Source organism: Burkholderia sp. BE17 (genome assembly GCF_009362305.1).
In the GTDB taxonomy this organism is placed as follows: domain Bacteria; phylum Pseudomonadota; class Gammaproteobacteria; order Burkholderiales; family Burkholderiaceae; genus Burkholderia; species Burkholderia pyrrocinia_C.
Window position 1 is genome coordinate 125,356 of the sequence record NZ_WHNU01000006.1, and the last position, 16,144, is coordinate 141,499.

Consider the following 16,144-nt stretch of genomic DNA (forward strand, 5'->3'; position numbering starts at 1 on the left):
CTTCCGAATCGCCATGACTACCGCACTCGACCAGCTGAAGCAGTACACGACCGTCGTCGCCGACACGGGCGACTTCCAGCAGCTTGCGCAATACAAGCCGCAGGACGCGACCACGAACCCGTCGCTGATCCTGAAGGCCGTCCAGAAGGATGCGTACAAGCCGATCCTCGAGAAAACCGTCCGCGATCACCGCAACGAAAGCACCGCCTTCATCATCGACCGCCTGCTGATCGCGTTCGGCACCGAGATCCTGAAGCTGATCCCCGGCCGCGTGTCGACCGAGGTCGACGCGCGCCTGTCGTTCGACGCGCAGCGCTCGATCGACAAGGGCCGTGAGCTCATCAAGCTGTACGAAGCAGCCGGCATCGGCCGCGAGCGCATCCTGATCAAGCTCGCGTCGACGTGGGAAGGCATCCGCGCGGCCGAGGTGCTGCAGAAGGAAGGGATCAAGTGCAACATGACCCTGCTTTTCTCGCTCGTGCAGGCCGCCGCGTGCGCGGAAGCCGGCGCGCAACTGATCTCCCCGTTCGTCGGCCGCATCTACGACTGGTACAAGAAGCAGGCCGGCGCGGAATGGGATGAAGCGAAGGACGGCGGCGCGAACGATCCGGGCGTGCAGTCGGTGCGCCGCATCTACACGTACTACAAGACGTTCGGCTACAACACCGAAGTGATGGGCGCGAGCTTCCGCACGACCAGCCAGATCACCGAACTCGCCGGCTGCGACCTGCTGACGATCAGTCCCGATTTGCTGCAGAAGCTGCAGGACAGCAACGAGACGGTTTCGCGCAAGCTGTCGCCGGAAGCGCTGCAGGACAAACCGGCCGAACGCGTCGCGATCGACGAGGCATCGTTCCGCTTCCAGTTGAACGACGAAGCGATGGCGACCGAAAAGCTCGCCGAAGGCATCCGTGTGTTCGCCGCCGATGCGGTGAAGCTCGAGAAGCTGATCGACGCGCTGCGCTGAAGCGTGCTGCGCGTCAGCGGCTGTCGGCAACACTGACAACAGCCGTCAGCAGGCGCGCCGCAAACGGCCGCGAACGTGATGTTCGCGGCCGTTTTATTTTTCATTCCATCGTCAAGCACGCGCACTACAATCCACGTCACGGGTGCGCCGGCCGCCTCTCGACGTGCCCCTTCCCAGTCAATCTTGCACGACGCCGAACCCGCGCCGACGCGCGGGCCCGGTCCATCACTGGAGACAACGATGCAAGTTCAACCGTATCTGACGTTCTACGGTCGCGCCGACGAAGCCCTTCAATTCTACGAAAAGGCGCTCGGCGCGAAGACGATGTTCAAGATGCACTTCAAGGATGCGCCGCCGAATCCCGAACACGCGATCACGCCCGAGATGGCCGACAAGGTGATGCATGCGAGCTTCACGATCGGCGACTCGATGATCATGTGCTCGGACGGCGACTGCAGCCAGCCGGGCGGCACGCACGCCGGCTATTCGCTGTCGCTGAACCCGGCGACGGTCGAGGAAGGCCAGAAGCTGTTCAATGCACTCGCCGACGGCGGCGAAGTGACGATGCCGTTCGGCAAGACGTTCTGGGCGCTCGGCTTCGGGATGGCGAAGGACCGTTTCGGCGTGCACTGGATGGTCAACGTCGAGGACCTGTCGCAACGCGAGGATCTCGCGAAACGCGCGCAGGGCTGACGCAAAAAAACGCCCGCCACCTCGCGGTGGCGGGCGTTTTCATTGCCGCGCGTCGTCCGTCTCAGCTCTCGACCACGTCGAGATAATCCTCCGGCCGCGTGCGATCCTCCGCGTGCGCCATACCCATCACGCGCACCAGCACGCTCACCACCACCGACACCACCAGGTTCACGATCAGCGACCACACGGCCGCGTAGCCGGGAATCGCGAGGCCGAACAGGTGAATCGTGAAGATCGAGCTCGCGAGCTTCAGCGACATTGCCATCCAGGTACCGCACACGATGCCGGCCGCCCAGCCGACCAGCAGGCCGCGATGGTCGAGCAGCCGCGTGTACAGGCCGAGCACGATCGCGGGCAGCGTCTGGATGATCCAGATCCCGCCGAGCAGCTGCAACTGGATCGCGTAGGTCAGCGGCAACCCGAGGATGAACGCGACCGCGCCGACCTTCACGATCAGCGAAGTGAGCTTCGCGACGTGCGTCTCCTGGTCGTGCGTCATGTTGCGATTCACGAACTCGCGGTGGATGTTGCGCGTGTACAGGTTCGCGGCCGCGATCGACATGATCGCCGCCGGCACCAGCGCGCCGATGCCGATCGCCGCGAACGCGACGCCGACGAACCACGACGGGAAATACTCGAGGAACAGCGCGGGCACCGCGAAGTTCGGGCCGAACGCCTTGAAGTACGGCACGTATTGCGGCATGTCCTTCACGCCCGCCGCGAGCGCCATGTAGCCGAGCAGCGCGAGCAGGCCGAGCACGAACGAGTACGCGGGCAGCATCGCCATGTTGCGGCGGATCGAGTTGCCGGACGACGACGACAGGATGGCCGTGACCGAGTGCGGATACAGGAACAGCGCGAGCGCAGAGCCGATCGCGAGCGTCATGTACGCGCTGTAGCCGTTCAGGCTCGCCGCGTCCGGCGCCTTCAGCAGCAGCTTCGCGGGCGGCACGCTCGCGAAGATGTGACCGAAGCCGCCGAGCTTCGCGGGAATCACGATGACCGCCGCGGCGATCGTGATGTAGATCAGGATGTCCTTCACGATCGCGATCATCGCGGGCGCGCGCAGCCCCGACGTGTACGTGTACGCGGCGAGGATCGCGAACGCGATGATCAGCGGCAGGTCGCCGACGAAGCCGGTCGTGTCGAAACCGAGCGCGCCGATCACCACTTCGATGCCGACGAGCTGCAGCGCGATGTACGGCATCGTCGCGAGGATGCCCGTCACCGCGATCGCGAGTGCGAGCATCCGGCTGCCGTAGCGCGCGTTGACGAAGTCGGCGGCCGTCACGTAGCCGTGCCGCTTCGCGATGCTCCACAGCTTCGGAAACACGACGAACGCGAACGGATAGATCAGGATCGTGTACGGCAGTGCGAAGAAACCCATCGCGCCGGCGCCGAACACGAGCGCGGGCACCGCGACGAACGTATATGCGGTGTAGAGGTCGCCGCCGAGCAGGAACCACGTGACGATCGTGCCGAAGCGGCGTCCGCCGAGGCCCCATTCGTCGAGATGGGCGAGATCGCCGCGCCGCCAGTTCGCGGCCAGGAAACCGATGATCGTGACGCCGATGAACAGCAGGACGAAGACGAAGGTTGCGCCGAGATTCATCGCGCACCTCCCTGCGGGCCGCTCGCCTTCCACGCGTTCTTGGTCTTGAAGTACACGAACGCGGTGATCACCGCGCTAATGAAGACCCACAGCAGCTGGTACCAGTAGAAGAACGGAAAGCCGAGCCATTGCGGATCGACCTTGTTGTACGACGGCACCCAGACCATCGCGATCAGCGGCAGTACCAGCAGCCAGAGCCAGCGCTTGGCGGCTCGATTGGCGTCGGCATCGTGAGCCATGACGTCTCCTCATCTTTCCCGGTTATCGATCTTGTTGAGCGGGTACGGCGGCGAGAGGAGCGGCAAAACGGGTAGGCTGCGGCTCCGCTGGCTTCGCGCCAGTATAGGAGCCGCGAGCACGCGGTCAAGCGGGGGCGAACCCGAGGTGATCCGCCCCCTGTCGCGCGGTTGCACCGGCATGCCGCCGGTGCATGAAGCGTCAGATCGCGAACGACGTGTCGCGTGCGCCGGTCGTTTCTTTCAAAGCTTTCACCCACTTGCGCGCGGGCAGCTTCAGCGTGTCCTCGATCAGCTTCGCGCGTGCGTCGAGCTGCGCGAACGGCACGTCGAGCGCGGGGCCCGAGAACGCGATCGCGATCCGGTTGCCGTCGTGCACTTCGGGCAGCGCGATCACGCGATGATCGAACGCCGCGTTCAGGTGCTTCATGTTGCGCACGAAGCTCGGATGGTCGCCGAACAGGTTGATCGTCGCGATGCCCGCATCGGCGAGGCAACCGCGCACCGCGCGGTAGAACGCGACGCTGTCGAGCACCGGGCCGCGCGCGGTCGCGTCGTACAGGTCGATCTGGATCGCGCCCGTCGTGCCGCGGTTGGCCGGATCGTTGACGAAATCCCAGGCGTCGGCTTCGTGCACGGCGAGGCGCGCGTCGTCGGGCGGCATCGCGAACATCGTGCGCGCGGCGACGATCACGGCCGGGTTCAGCTCGACGGCCTCGACCTTCGCGTGCGGCAGGAAGCGGTGCGAGAACTTGGTCAGCGCGCCGGTGCCGAGCCCGAGCTGGACGATCCGCTCGGGCGTTTCGAGGAACAGCAGCCACGCCATCATCTGCTGCGCGTATTCGAGCTCGATATGCAGCGGCTTCGAAATCCGCATCGCGCCCTGCACCCATTCGGTGCCGAAGTGCAGGAAGCGCACGCCGCCCTCTTCGGAGAACGTAACGGGCGCGAAGCGCGGCTTGCGCGGCGCTTCGAGCACGGGCACGTCGTCGTGTTCGTCGATTTCCGGGCGGCGCTTCACACGCGGCGGCTGGAGTTTTTCGGAGCCGTTGTAGGAGGACGGCTTGCCTTGCTTGAACGCACGCGCCTCGGCGGACGCACGCTTGATCAGTCGGGTCATGATTGAATCTCGTTGGGTGACGCTGGATGAGCGGACGAGAGGATAGCATTGGTGCGGGGTGGCGCCTGTGGGAGGCAGATTCACCGCTACGCTCCGTTGATCGGTTTGCGTGCACCCATGGTCGGCGTGAACGATAATGCAACGCATCGGCGTTAGAGAAAGTTGCCTGATGGAGACCGCCGCCTTTCCGCCCGTCCACGTCGAGCCGCAACTGCTCGCGGCTACGACGAGGGACCACATGGCCTCGCACGACAGGAAGCGTTGCTGGAATGGCTCATACTGGAAAACCTGGAGGTTTCAATGGCCGATCACGACAGACAACATCCACTACGCCCGTTCCTGAAAAACTGGATTTGGGAGCACGGTCGAATCGGGACTCGCTATCTGGACTGCGTCGATGGCGAAATCAAGTTCGACGAAGGCAAGAAATCGCATTTCGCTGCCGAGAAATATATTTACGTGCCGCTGGGCAAGAACGCTGACGACGATGCATCTGCGGATGGTCCTGCGATCCACGAGTCGGGACTTGCCCGCTTCTTGCGGGCTGCGCAGTTGGGCACGCCGGAGGAAGCCGGTTCCGTGGCGGAGGTTCAGCGCGCAGTGCAGGACTGCGTGGAGATCGGCGTGTTCAGCGCGTATCAATCGGAGGCTCGAAAGGCATTTGCCCGCTACGCGCAGGAACCCATGTTCGATGACGAGATCCGCGCGGCGGTTGTCGACGACATCCGGCGAATTTACGTCGGCATGAGAGAGCAGCTGGCGCTGTACGATTTCAGTGTGCTCTACGGCTTGCCCACGCCGCTGCTGATCAGCGACACACCCTTCATCGACTGGCGCGTGATCGCCAGTCCGGCACTTCCATTCGTATCGCTTCCGCTGGGACCTTACTGCCTGCTGGTAGGCGCGCCGTCGGGCAGGAGTAGCCGAGTCGGCCCGGTGGTCTGGAAGGCCGCTGCCGCGATGGGTCCATTGAAGGACCACAACCGTCGGATCGAAGAGCACGCACGTCTGTGGCTGGTGGCGACCACCGATGACCAACTCGTCGCTGCACAAAGTCGCATTGCCGCGGCCACGGGCACCAAGCAAGGCGATGCGAAGCCCTGACCCGTGGAGTCGAGTCGTGGCGCGGTAGCATCAGGTTCGGCTTGTCTGTTGCCGCTCCTTTCGATTTCGCAACCGGCCGTTCGGCGCGGAGAAATCGAACGGCACTGAAGGTTCGCGAGGCGCGATCGCGTACTGCTGCATCGCGACGCGCCCCTCCTCGCATCCATAGCATGTCGATCGGGAGGATCGATGGATCGCCGCCATTTCCTCAAGTCGTCGACCTTTTTCACGGTTGCGGCTGCCACCGGTACGCTTGGCGTTCCGCGGTCGGCCCCGTCTGCCGGCACAGTGCGCAAAGGCCGGTATCGGTTCCCGCAGGGTGTCGCCAGCGGTGATCCGCGCGATCGCTCCGTCGTGTTCTGGACGCGCTGCGTGCCGGTCTTCGAGGACACGCGGCACCGCGCAAAAGGCGTCGCGCATACGGTACCGTTACGGCTCGAAGTATCGACGCGGCCGGATTTCTCGGCTCTCGTCGCCAGCGTACCGTTGAGGGCACGCGCCGCCTATGACTTCACCGTGCGCGCGAAGGTAACGGAGCTCTCACCGAATATCACGTACCACTACCGGTTCGTCGCCGGCGACGACGTGAGTGCCGCCGGCGTCGCGCGCACGGCTCCGGATGCCGATGAAGCCAACGACCGCGTTCGCTTCGCACGGCTCACCTGCCAGGACTGGAGCATCAATCACTGGCAAGCCATGAGCCTGCTGGCAGCCGAAAGCGATCTCGATTTCGTCGTGCATGTGGGCGATTACATCTATGAAACAGTTGGGCCCTCGAAACCCGGCGCGGTCGAGGCAGCGCATCCTCCGCTGCGCCTACCTGACGGAAAGCCTCTCGCCGATGGCCGCATGTATGCCGATACGCTCGAAGACTATCGGACGCTCTATCGCACCTATCGTACCGACCCGCGCCTGCAGACGCTGCACCGGCGCCTGCCGATGATCGCGATATGGGACGACCACGAATTTTCCGACGACTGCTGGCAGGATCATCAGGTCTACACGAACGAGGAAAGGCAGGAGACGCAGCGCCGCCGCAACGCCAGTCGCGCGTGGGCCGAGTACATGCCGGTGGACTGGAGCGACGTGCGCTTCGAACCGGACAATCCGTCGTACACCAACATTCGTATCTATCGCGAATTTCGCTTCGGCATGCTGATGCATCTCGTGATGACGGACGAGCGGTTGTATCGCGACGACCATGTCGTAAGCGAGGCGGCTGTCGCGCGCACGCACGGGCACGACCCGGTCAATGGCGATGACGCAGCCGGCTCGCGCTACTTCGTCAACCAGAATGTGCTGCAGCGCTTCGAGGCGCGGGATACCGCGCGGCTTGGTCGCGCGCCGTCGATGCTCGGCCCGGAGCAGACGCAATGGTGGAAGGCCACGATGAAGGGCTCGCCTGCGACCTGGAAGGTGTGGGGCAACGAGGTGATGTTGAACCGTCTATGGGCCGTGATGCCGGGTGCGCCGAAAACACCGGCAGCACGCCTCGTGATCGATTGCGACGCATGGGACGGCTATCCGGCGCACAAACACGAACTGCTCTCATACCTGAACGAGCAGGGGATCCGCAACGTCGTCGCGATCAGCGGGGACCTGCATGCGTTTCAGTGTGGCGTCGTGCGGGACGACCCCGACCCTGCAACAGGTACGCCCGTGGCCGTCGATTTCGTCTGCGCAGGCATCAGCAGCGCGTCCTTCTATTCCTACCTGAAAGCCGCATGGAGCGGCACGCCGCTTGCGTCGCTGGCCGCCACCCCGGCCAAACTCGACACCTTCCTGATGACGAACAACCCCGATCTGCGCCACGCCGACCACGACGCACAGGGCTATGCGTCGGCCACCGTCACACCGGAGCGTTTTTCCGTGGTGTTCAACAAAGTGAGGCCGTTGAGCCCGGACGGCACCGCGCCCGCGGATGCCCTGCTCGACCGTACGCGGCTGACCGTGCCGAAGGACTCGGTCGAGGTACGCGTCGAGCGTTTCTAGCTTCTCTCTTCAGCGATGGCGCATGCGCGCGCAGCGCATCGAAGTCGTTCGAACTGTTGAGGGTTTGGCTGATTCGACACTCGGAGACCACCTATGCAATCAGGATTCGACTTCGCGCCAACGCAGCAGCTTTTGCTCGAACGAAAGCGAAGCATTCGCCGGGCTCGAAGACGGCAGGACGAGCGTTTCGTAACCGGCGGCGCCGATCACTTCAGCAAACCGCCCGGCCGTCTTGCCGTTGAAGCAGACCTTCTTCAGCAACGGCGCATGCTCACGCAATGAGTCGAAGTCGTTCGGCTTCGCATTCCGGATCGCCGAATCGAGACTGCCTTCGCGATGGCACGCGGCGAGCACGTCCCAGATGCCGATGCCGTGCTTCAGCACGCGTTCGAGCCGCGCATCGTAATCGAGCGCGTGCAGTTCCGGCTCACGCAGAACCGCCCCCAAAAGCCGCCAGAACTGATTGCGCGGATGCGCGTAATACTGCGCGGCATCGAGCGACGCCTCCCCCGGAAAGCTGCCGAGGATCATCGTATGCGTATTCGGCCCGACCACCGGCCCGAAACCCTGCAGCATCACGCGCCTCCGCCCGGGCCACCCGAGCGCGGCCCGTCGCCGTGCACGTCGAGATGGCGCCACAGCGCCGGCAGCATGCACTCGGTGACCATCAGCGGTTTGCCGTGACGCTGGAACACCGAGCGCCGTGCCACGAACGCGTGCGGCGCGCGCGCGCCCTGCAGCGCATGGGTCGCGAGCGCATACAGCGGATGGCCGGCGATCACGCGCCGGCTGACGAGCGCCGAGCGCTCGACCTGCGGATCGCTGTACAGCAGCTCCGCCAGCGGCCGCGTGCGCAGCCGCCGCATCGCCTGCCACACACCCTTGCTGGCGGCGAGCGGCACGATGCTGTGCGCGGCGACGTACGGTGTGCCGTCGACCGACAGGATCACCTCGCGCACCCACATCGGCGCGCGCGGCGAACTGGCAAGCGCGTCGGGCTCGTCGAACCACGGACAGTCGACGGCCTCGCGCGTCACGCGCACGTTCACGCGGCCGAGCCGCGCGAGATGCGCGGTCAGCGATCCGCCGCGCGTCAGCCAGTCGCGCTGGTCGAGCGTGCAGCCAGGCCGCGGCGTCTCGCACCAGCCGGCCTGTCCGCCGTCGAATCGCATGCGCACGTTCACGCGGTGCGCGACAGCAGCAGCGCGTTGGTCCGCTTCACGAAGCTCGCCGGATCGTCGAGCATGCCGCCTTCGGCCAGCAGCGCCTGGTCGAACAGCAGATGGCACCAGTCGCCGAAATCGGCGCTGTCGGCGTTCAGTTGCTTCACGAGCGCATGCTCGGGGTTGATCTCGAGGATCGGCTGCATCGCGGGCGCGTTCTGGCCGGCCGCCTTCAGCATCCGCTGCAGGTAGCCGCTCATGTCGTTGTCGTCCGCGACCAGGCACGACGGCGAATCGGTCAGGCGGAACGTGACGCGCACTTCCTTCACCCTGTCGCCGAGCGCTTCCTTCATCTTCTCGACGACGGGCTTGATCGCCTCGCCCGCCTGTTCCTGCGCCTTCTTCTCTTCGTCGTTCAGCTCGCCGAGATCGAGATCGCCGCGCGCGACGCTCGCGAGCGGCTTGCCGTCGAACTCGTTGAGGAACGACAGCATCCATTCGTCGACGCGGTCGGTCAGCAGCAGCACCTCGACGCCCTTCTTGCGGAACACTTCGAGATGCGGGCTGTTCTTCGCGGCCTGCCACGTATCGGCCGTCACGTAGTAGATCTTGCTCTGCTCGGGCTTCATGCGCGACACGTAGTCGGCGAGCGACACGTCCTGCGCGTCGGTGTCGCCGTGCGTCGACGCGAAGCGCAGCAGCTTCGCGATGCGCTCGCGGTTCGCGTGATCCTCGCCGAGGCCTTCCTTCAGCACCTGGCCGAACGCGCCCCAGAACGTCTTGTACTTCTCCTTGCCGGAATCCTCTTCCGCGTTCGCGAGCTCTTCGAGCATCGACAGCGCGCGCTTCGTCACGCCTTCGCGGATCGCCTTCACGTCGCGGCTTTCCTGCAGGATCTCGCGCGACACGTTCAGCGGCAGGTCGGCCGAATCGACGACGCCCTTCACGAAGCGCAGGTATTGCGGCAGCAGCTGCTCGGCGTCGTCCATGATGAACACGCGCTTCACGTACAGCTTCAGGCCGCCGCGATAGTCGCGGTTCCACAGGTCGAACGGCGCGTGCGACGGCACGAACAGCAGCTGCGTGTATTCGCTGCGGCCCTCGACGCGGTTGTGCGTCCACGTGAGCGGATCCTGGTGGTCGTGCGCGACGTGCTGGTAGAACTGCGTGTACTGCTCGTCGGTGATGTCGCCCTTCGACCGCGTCCACAGCGCGCTCGCCTGGTTGACGGTCTCGTCCTCGTCCTTCAGGACCATCTCGCCCTTTTCCTGATCCCATTCTTCCTTCTGCATCAGGATCGGCAGCGCGATGTGGTCGGAGTACTTCTGGATGATCGACTTCAGGCGGTGCGACGACAGCAGTTCGTCCTCGCCCTCGCGCAGGTGCAGCGTGATCGTCGTGCCGCGCTGCGCGCGCTCGATCGCGTCGATCGTGAAATCGCCCTCGCCCGCGCTTTCCCAGCGCACCGCTTCGTTCGCCGGCAGGCCCGCGCGACGCGTCTCGACGGTGATCTTGTCCGCGACGATGAAGCCCGAGTAGAAGCCGACGCCGAACTGGCCGATCAGCGCCGCGTCCTTCTGCTGGTCGCCGGACAACTTCGTGAAGAATTCCTTGGTGCCCGAGCGCGCGATCGTGCCGAGGTTCGCGATCGCCTCGTCGCGGCTCATGCCGATGCCGTTGTCGTCGATCGTGATCGTGCGCGCGGCCTTGTCGTAGCCGATGCGGATGCGCAGGTTCGGATCGTTCTCGTACAGCGCGTTGTCCGCGAGCCCCTCGAAACGCAGCTTGTCGGCCGCGTCGGACGCGTTCGACACCAGTTCGCGCAGGAAGATTTCCTTGTTGCTGTAGAGCGAATGAATCATCAGGTGGAGGAGTTGCTTGACCTCTGCCTGAAAGCTCATCGTTTCGTGTGCCATGGATGCTGTTTCCTCTTACTTGAACTTGAAGAATGGTGTGGCGCAGGCGCCCGGCGCGCGATGCCGGCAAGCCCGTGAAGGACGACCGCCTGGCGCCGGCGGTTTGCGCGCGTATCTGGGGACGGCACGCGGCATTTCAAGAGCCGGCGGCTCGCACCGCATCACGACGCCCGCCGCACCGCCGAATCGATATAGCGCCCGAGAAACCCCGGCAACGCCGGATCACCGCAATTCGCGACGTTGAAGCGCGTCCACGTCGACGACGACTGCTGCGGCGAAAACAGGCTGCCGGGCGTCAGCAGGAACCCCTCTTCGTGCGCGGCGGCCGCGAGCGCGTCCGAATCGACGCCCGTGTCGGCCCACAGGAACATCCCGGCTGCCGGCATCGTGAAGAGCCGCAGCCCCGTGCGCTCGAGCATCCGCGCGGTCTTGTCGCGCACGCCGTCGAGCCGCGCGCGCAGCCGCTCGACATGGCGCCGGTAATGCCCTTCGGTCAGGATCTTGTACAGCACGCGCTCGTTGAGCTCGGGCGTCGTCATCCCGACCAGCATCTTCTGGTCGGTGATCGCCTTCGCGATCTCCGGCGCGCACGCGACGAAGCCGACCCGCAGGTTCGCCGCGAGCGTCTTCGAATAGCTGCCGAGGTAGATCACGCGCTTCAACTGGTCGAGGCTCGCGAGCCGCGTGGCCGGATAGCTCGGCGGACACAGGTCGCCGTACACGTCGTCCTCGACGACGAGGAAGTCGTACGCCTCCGCGAGCTTCAGGATCCGGAATGCCTGCGCGGCCGACAGCGACGTGCCGGTCGGGTTCTGCAGCACCGAGTTGATCACGAGCATCTTCGGCCGCCACATCTGCACGAGCGTCTCCAGCGCGTCGAGATCGGGGCCGTCCGGCGTGTACGGCATCCCGACGAGCTGCGCACCCTGCGACGCGAAGCGGCCGAACATCTGGAACCACGCGGGATCGCCGACGATCACCGCATCGCCCGGCCGCACGTAGATCCGCGAAATCAGGTCGATCGCCTGCGTGATCCCCGATACGAGCACGAGCTGGTCGGGGGTCGCGCCGATCTCGACTTCGGCGAGGCGCGTCTGCAGTTGCTGGCGCAGCGGCAGGAAACCCTGCGCGGTGCCGAAGCCGAGCATCTGCGCGCCGGACTGGCGCCCGAGCGCACGCAGCGCGCCGGTGATCAGCTCGCCGTCGAGCCAGCGGCCCGGCAGGTAGCCGAGACCGGGCCCCTTTTCCGGGCTGACGGTGTGCAGCATGTTGCGCAGCAGCCAGACGACGTCGATCGTGTTGTGCACGGGCGCGGCCTCGGTCACGCGCGACAGGTTGTCGGCCGACTGCGGGCCGGCCGTGCGCTCACGCACGTAGAAGCCGGAGCCGCGCCGCGAGTCGAGGTAACCCTGCGCGACGAGGCGCTCGTACGCCTCGACGACGGTAAAGCGCGACACGCTCTTGTCGAGCGCGAGCTTGCGGATCGACGGCATCCGCATGCCGGGACGGAACACGCGTTCGTCGATGCGCCGCCGCGCCCACTGGACAAGCTGGTCGACGAGCGTGAGCGTGGCCGTATCGTGCGGCACGGGAATCTGGGCGAGTGGAACGGTGGACATGGGCGGCAACTCCAACTGTACCGAAGGCTATCGCGCCGATTGTACCGTTACTGTGCCGGTGTCGACGATTACAGTTGACCGGAATGGCGACCGTGCGGCCGCCGTTCCGGCCCTGCCGCACCTGGAGCCGCGCCGGCCGGCCCGATCCGCGGCCCGTGCGCCGGCCGGTCCGGCAACCGCCCCGCACATCGCCCGCCCACCATGACACTTTCGCTTCCCGACCGACGTTCATGCCAGCCCGCTCCCTGACACTCGACCATCTCGTGATCGCCGCGCTTACGCTCGACGACGGCGTGCGCCATGTCGCCGACGCGCTCGGCATCGAACCGGCCGGCGGCGGCCGGCACCCGCTGATGCGGACCCACAATGCGCTGTTCGGCGCATGGGGCGGGCTCTACCTCGAAGTGATCGCGATCGACCCCGATGCCCCCGCCCCGGACGACGGCGCAGCGCCGCCGCGCGCGCGGCTGTTCGCGCTCGACGATCCGGCGATGCACGCCCGGCTCGCGCAGGGCCCGTTTCTCGCGCACTGGGTTGCGCGCGTCGACCGTCCGCGCCAGCTCGCGCTGTGGCAGAGCCAGTATCCGGCCCGCATCCCGCCCGTCGTCGCGATGCGGCGCGGCGACCTGAGCTGGGGTCTCACGGTGCCCGACGACGGCGCATTCCCCGCATGGCAGGGTGCGGGCGACGGCCTCGTGCCGTCGCTGATCCAGTGGGACAGCCCGCGCCATCCGGCCGAATCGCTGCCGCACGACGGCGTCGCGCTGAAATCGCTCAAGGGCGCCCACCCGCGCGCGGAGGTCATCCGCGAGCAGCTCGACTGGCTCGGTGCCGCCCACCTGCTCGACCTCGAAACCGGCGACGGCCCGCCCGCGCTGGTCGCCGAATTCGATACGCCGCAGGGCACACGCACGCTGCGCTGAAAGCCCGTCCATTACAACCACCCTGCAATTCGGAGACACCTTCGACATGAATTCGCGCGAAACCCGGGGCATGCTGCTCGGCCTGATCGGCGTGATGATCTTCAGCCTGACGCTGCCGATGACGCGCATCGTCGTGTCCGAACTCAATCCGCTGCTCAACGGGCTCGGCCGCGCGCTCGCCGCCGCCGTGCCGGCCGGCCTGCTGCTGTGGTGGCGCCGCGAGCCGCTGCCGACCCGCGCGCAGCTGAAAAGCCTCGCGATCACGTCGGCCGGCGTGATCATCGCGTATCCGGTGTTCTCCGCGTGGGCGATGAAATCCGTGCCGGCCTCGCACGGCGCGGTCGTCAACGGGCTGCAGCCGCTGTTCGTCGCGCTGTATGCGGCGTGGCTGTCGCACGAACGGCCGTCGAAGGCGTTCTGGGCCAGCGCGGTGGCCGGCAGCGCGCTCGTGATCGCGTTCGCGCTGCGCGACGGCGGCGGCACCGTGCAGGCCGGCGACGCGCTGATGCTCGTCGCGGTCGGCATCGGCGCGCTCGGTTATGCGGAAGGCGCGCGCCTCGCGCGCCAGATCGGCGGCTGGCAGGTGATCTGCTGGGCGCTCGTCGTGTCCGCGCCGTTCCTCGTGCTGCCGGTCGGCTGGCTCGCGTGGATGCAGCATGCCGCGCATCCGGGCCCGCTCGCGCTGCGCACGTGGCTCGCGTTCGGCTACGTGACCCTCTTTTCCCAATTCATCGGCTTCTTCGCGTGGTACGCGGGGCTCGCGATGGGCGGCATCGCGCGCGTCGGCCAGGTGCAGCTGCTGCAGATTTTCTTCACGATTGCATTTTCCGCACTGCTGTTCGGCGAAACGGTCACGCCGTCGACGTGGCTGTTCGCGGCCGCCGTGATCGCCACCGTGGTGCTCGGGCGCCGCTCGGCGGTCGCCACCGCCGCGCAACCGGCTCGCGCCGGCTGAACAGGTGCGCCATAATGGCTGTTTTGCCTGATCGGTTTTGCCCACCCAGCCGCGAAGGCTCGACCGCACTCGCGCATGCCCACCCGGCAGCGTCGAAGCGATCCGCCCGAGCGACCTTTCTTGACTGACCACGATATCCGAACGAGGAGACTATGAATCCGAGCGACCTGCATCCGCCGCACTGGCAGCTTTCCGAACGCGCCCGCAAGCTGACGAGCTCTGCGATCCGCGAGATCCTGAAGGTCACGGAACGCCCCGAGGTCATCTCGTTCGCCGGCGGCCTGCCCGCCCCCGCGACGTTCCCGGCCGAGCGCATGCGCGCCGCCGCCGACCGCGTGCTGCGCGACGCGCCGGCCGCCGCGCTCCAGTACAGCGCGACCGAAGGCTACCTGCCGCTGCGCGAGTGGATCGCCGAGCGCTACAGCGTGCGCGTGTCGCAGGTGCTGATCACGACCGGCTCGCAGCAGGCGCTCGACCTGCTCGGCAAGGCGCTTATCGATCCGGGCAGCCCGATCCTCGTCGAAACGCCGACCTACCTCGGCGCGCTGCAGTCGTTCTCGCTGTACGAGCCGCGCTACGTGCAGGTGCCGACCGACGAGCAGGGCCTGCTGCCGGAAGGCCTCACGCCCGAGCTCACGCAAGGCGCGCGCCTCCTGTACGCGCAGCCGAACTTCCAGAACCCGACCGGCCGCCGCCTGCCCGTCGAGCGCCGCCGCGCGCTCGCCGCGTTCGCGCAGACGAGCCCGTTCCCGGTGCTGGAAGACGATCCGTACGGCGCGCTGAACTACCGCGGCGAGCCGCTGCCGACGATGCTGTCGATGGCGCCCGACCACGTCGTGCACCTCGGCACGTTCTCGAAGGTGCTCGCACCGGGCCTGCGGATCGGCTACATCATTGCCCCCGAGGAACTCCACTTCAAGCTCGTGCAGGCCAAGCAGGCCACCGACCTGCACACGCCGACGCTGACGCAGCGCATCGCGCACGAAGTGATCAAGGACGGCTTCCTCGACGAACACATCCCGACGATCCGCGAGCTGTACAGCGCGCAATGCGACGCGATGCTCGGCGCGCTGGCACGCCACATGCCGGAAGGCGTCACGTGGAACCGCCCGGAAGGCGGGATGTTCATCTGGGTGAACCTGCCCGCGCAGATCGACAGCATGAAGCTGCTCGCCGCGGCCGTCGACAACCACGTCGCCTTCGTGCCGGGCGCGCCGTTCTTCGCGGACAACGCGCAGCAGAACACGCTGCGCCTGTCGTTCGTCACGGTGCCGCCCGAGAAGATCGAGGAAGGCGTGGCTCGCCTCGGCAAGCTGCTGCGCGAGCGCCTCTGATCCCACCCTTTTCCTGTCACGACTCTCTACGAGGAATCGAACGCATGGCTAACGTCTACGACAAACTGAAGTCGCTCGGCATCGAGCTCCCGACCGCCGGCGCACCGGCCGCCGCCTACGTGATGAGCGCGCAAAGCGGCAACACGGTCTACCTGTCGGGCCACATCGCTAAGAAGGACGGCAAGGTCTGGGCCGGCAAGCTCGGCGCGGATCTGCAGACGGAAGACGGCAAGGCGGCCGCACGCTCGATCGCGATCGACCTGCTCGCGACGCTGCACGCTCACACCGGCGACCTGAACAAGGTCACCCGCATCGTCAAGCTGATGAGCCTCGTCAACTCGACGCTCGACTTCACCGAACAGCACGTCGTGACGAACGGCGCGTCGGAGCTGATCGCCGAAGTGTTCGGCGATGCGGGCAAGCACGCGCGCTCGGCCTTCGGCGTCGCGCAGATCCCGCTCGGCGCGTGCGTCGAGATCGAGCTGATCGCCGAAGTCGCGTAACAGGCGC

15 protein-coding genes are annotated in these 16,144 nt (G+C 66.3%); 8 read left to right on the top strand and 7 right to left on the bottom strand.

Translation table 11 applies throughout. From position 1 onward, the window contains the following. Positions 1 to 13 precede the first annotated feature (13 nt). Both tal and GD429_RS07970 read left to right on the top strand, forming a co-directional pair. On the top strand, positions 14 to 967 hold the full coding sequence (tal, locus tag GD429_RS07965; protein WP_152856441.1) for a transaldolase: 954 nt from the start codon (positions 14 to 16) through the stop codon (positions 965 to 967). Between the two features lie 240 nt (positions 968 to 1,207). Then, the gene (locus tag GD429_RS07970) at positions 1,208 to 1,660 is read left to right on the top strand and encodes a VOC family protein (protein ID WP_047898684.1); all 453 of its coding nucleotides are present in this window, start codon (positions 1,208 to 1,210) and stop codon (positions 1,658 to 1,660) included. Between the two features lie 61 nt (positions 1,661 to 1,721). On the opposite strand, the gene mctP is transcribed toward GD429_RS07970, so the two are convergent. From mctP to GD429_RS07985, 3 genes are all read right to left on the bottom strand, one after another. Next, positions 1,722 to 3,272, bottom strand: a complete 1,551-nt coding sequence (mctP, locus tag GD429_RS07975) for a monocarboxylate uptake permease MctP (protein ID WP_152856442.1) — start codon at positions 3,270 to 3,272, stop codon at positions 1,722 to 1,724. Further along, positions 3,269 to 3,511, bottom strand: a complete 243-nt coding sequence (locus GD429_RS07980) for a DUF3311 domain-containing protein (protein ID WP_034184805.1) — start codon at positions 3,509 to 3,511, stop codon at positions 3,269 to 3,271. The genes mctP and GD429_RS07980 overlap by 4 nt, the downstream gene beginning before the upstream one ends. A 199-nt stretch (positions 3,512 to 3,710) precedes the next feature. Beyond that, the gene (locus GD429_RS07985; protein WP_152856443.1) at positions 3,711 to 4,628 is read right to left on the bottom strand and encodes a spermidine synthase; all 918 of its coding nucleotides are present in this window, start codon (positions 4,626 to 4,628) and stop codon (positions 3,711 to 3,713) included. Between the two features lie 300 nt (positions 4,629 to 4,928). Between GD429_RS07985 and GD429_RS07990 the strand changes: the two genes are divergently transcribed. Further along, positions 4,929 to 5,732: a hypothetical protein gene (locus GD429_RS07990; protein ID WP_152856492.1), complete on the top strand. Its 804-nt coding sequence runs from the start codon at positions 4,929 to 4,931 to the stop codon at positions 5,730 to 5,732. 189 nt (positions 5,733 to 5,921) lie between these two features. Further along, a complete protein-coding gene (locus tag GD429_RS07995) occupies positions 5,922 to 7,724 on the top strand; it encodes an alkaline phosphatase D family protein (protein WP_152856444.1) in 1,803 nt (600 codons plus the stop codon). Between the two features lie 99 nt (positions 7,725 to 7,823). Here GD429_RS07995 and GD429_RS08000 read toward each other — a convergent pair whose 3' ends face one another. The 4 genes from GD429_RS08000 to GD429_RS08015 form a co-directional block, all read right to left on the bottom strand. Further along, positions 7,824 to 8,300 carry a DNA-deoxyinosine glycosylase gene (locus GD429_RS08000; protein WP_105391009.1) on the bottom strand — a complete coding sequence of 159 codons (477 nt, stop codon included), beginning with the start codon at positions 8,298 to 8,300 and terminating at the stop codon, positions 7,824 to 7,826. Next, entirely contained in the window at positions 8,300 to 8,896 is a 597-nt protein-coding gene (locus GD429_RS08005) for a chorismate--pyruvate lyase family protein (protein ID WP_152856445.1), read from the bottom strand. The genes GD429_RS08000 and GD429_RS08005 overlap by 1 nt, the downstream gene beginning before the upstream one ends. Positions 8,897 to 8,904: 8 nt before the next feature. Continuing rightward, a complete protein-coding gene (gene htpG, locus GD429_RS08010) occupies positions 8,905 to 10,803 on the bottom strand; it encodes a molecular chaperone HtpG (protein WP_152856446.1) in 1,899 nt (632 codons plus the stop codon). A 161-nt stretch (positions 10,804 to 10,964) separates the two neighbouring features. Further along, on the bottom strand, positions 10,965 to 12,422 hold the full coding sequence (locus tag GD429_RS08015) for a PLP-dependent aminotransferase family protein (protein ID WP_152856447.1): 1,458 nt from the start codon (positions 12,420 to 12,422) through the stop codon (positions 10,965 to 10,967). A 230-nt stretch (positions 12,423 to 12,652) separates the two neighbouring features. On the opposite strand from GD429_RS08015, the gene GD429_RS08020 reads away from it, so the two are divergent. The 4 genes from GD429_RS08020 to GD429_RS08035 all read left to right on the top strand — a co-directional run bounded on the left by GD429_RS08020 (position 12,653) and on the right by GD429_RS08035 (position 16,137). Beyond that, entirely contained in the window at positions 12,653 to 13,345 is a 693-nt protein-coding gene (locus GD429_RS08020; protein WP_152856448.1) for a VOC family protein, read from the top strand. Between the two features lie 46 nt (positions 13,346 to 13,391). Next, positions 13,392 to 14,300, top strand: a complete 909-nt coding sequence (locus GD429_RS08025; RefSeq protein ID WP_111016388.1) for a DMT family transporter — start codon at positions 13,392 to 13,394, stop codon at positions 14,298 to 14,300. Positions 14,301 to 14,452: 152 nt separating this feature from the next. Beyond that, positions 14,453 to 15,634: a PLP-dependent aminotransferase family protein gene (locus tag GD429_RS08030; protein ID WP_152856449.1), complete on the top strand. Its 1,182-nt coding sequence runs from the start codon at positions 14,453 to 14,455 to the stop codon at positions 15,632 to 15,634. A gap of 44 nt (positions 15,635 to 15,678) precedes the next feature. Continuing rightward, a complete protein-coding gene (locus GD429_RS08035; RefSeq protein ID WP_006478174.1) occupies positions 15,679 to 16,137 on the top strand; it encodes a RidA family protein in 459 nt (152 codons plus the stop codon). The last annotated feature ends 7 nt before the right edge of the window (positions 16,138 to 16,144 follow it).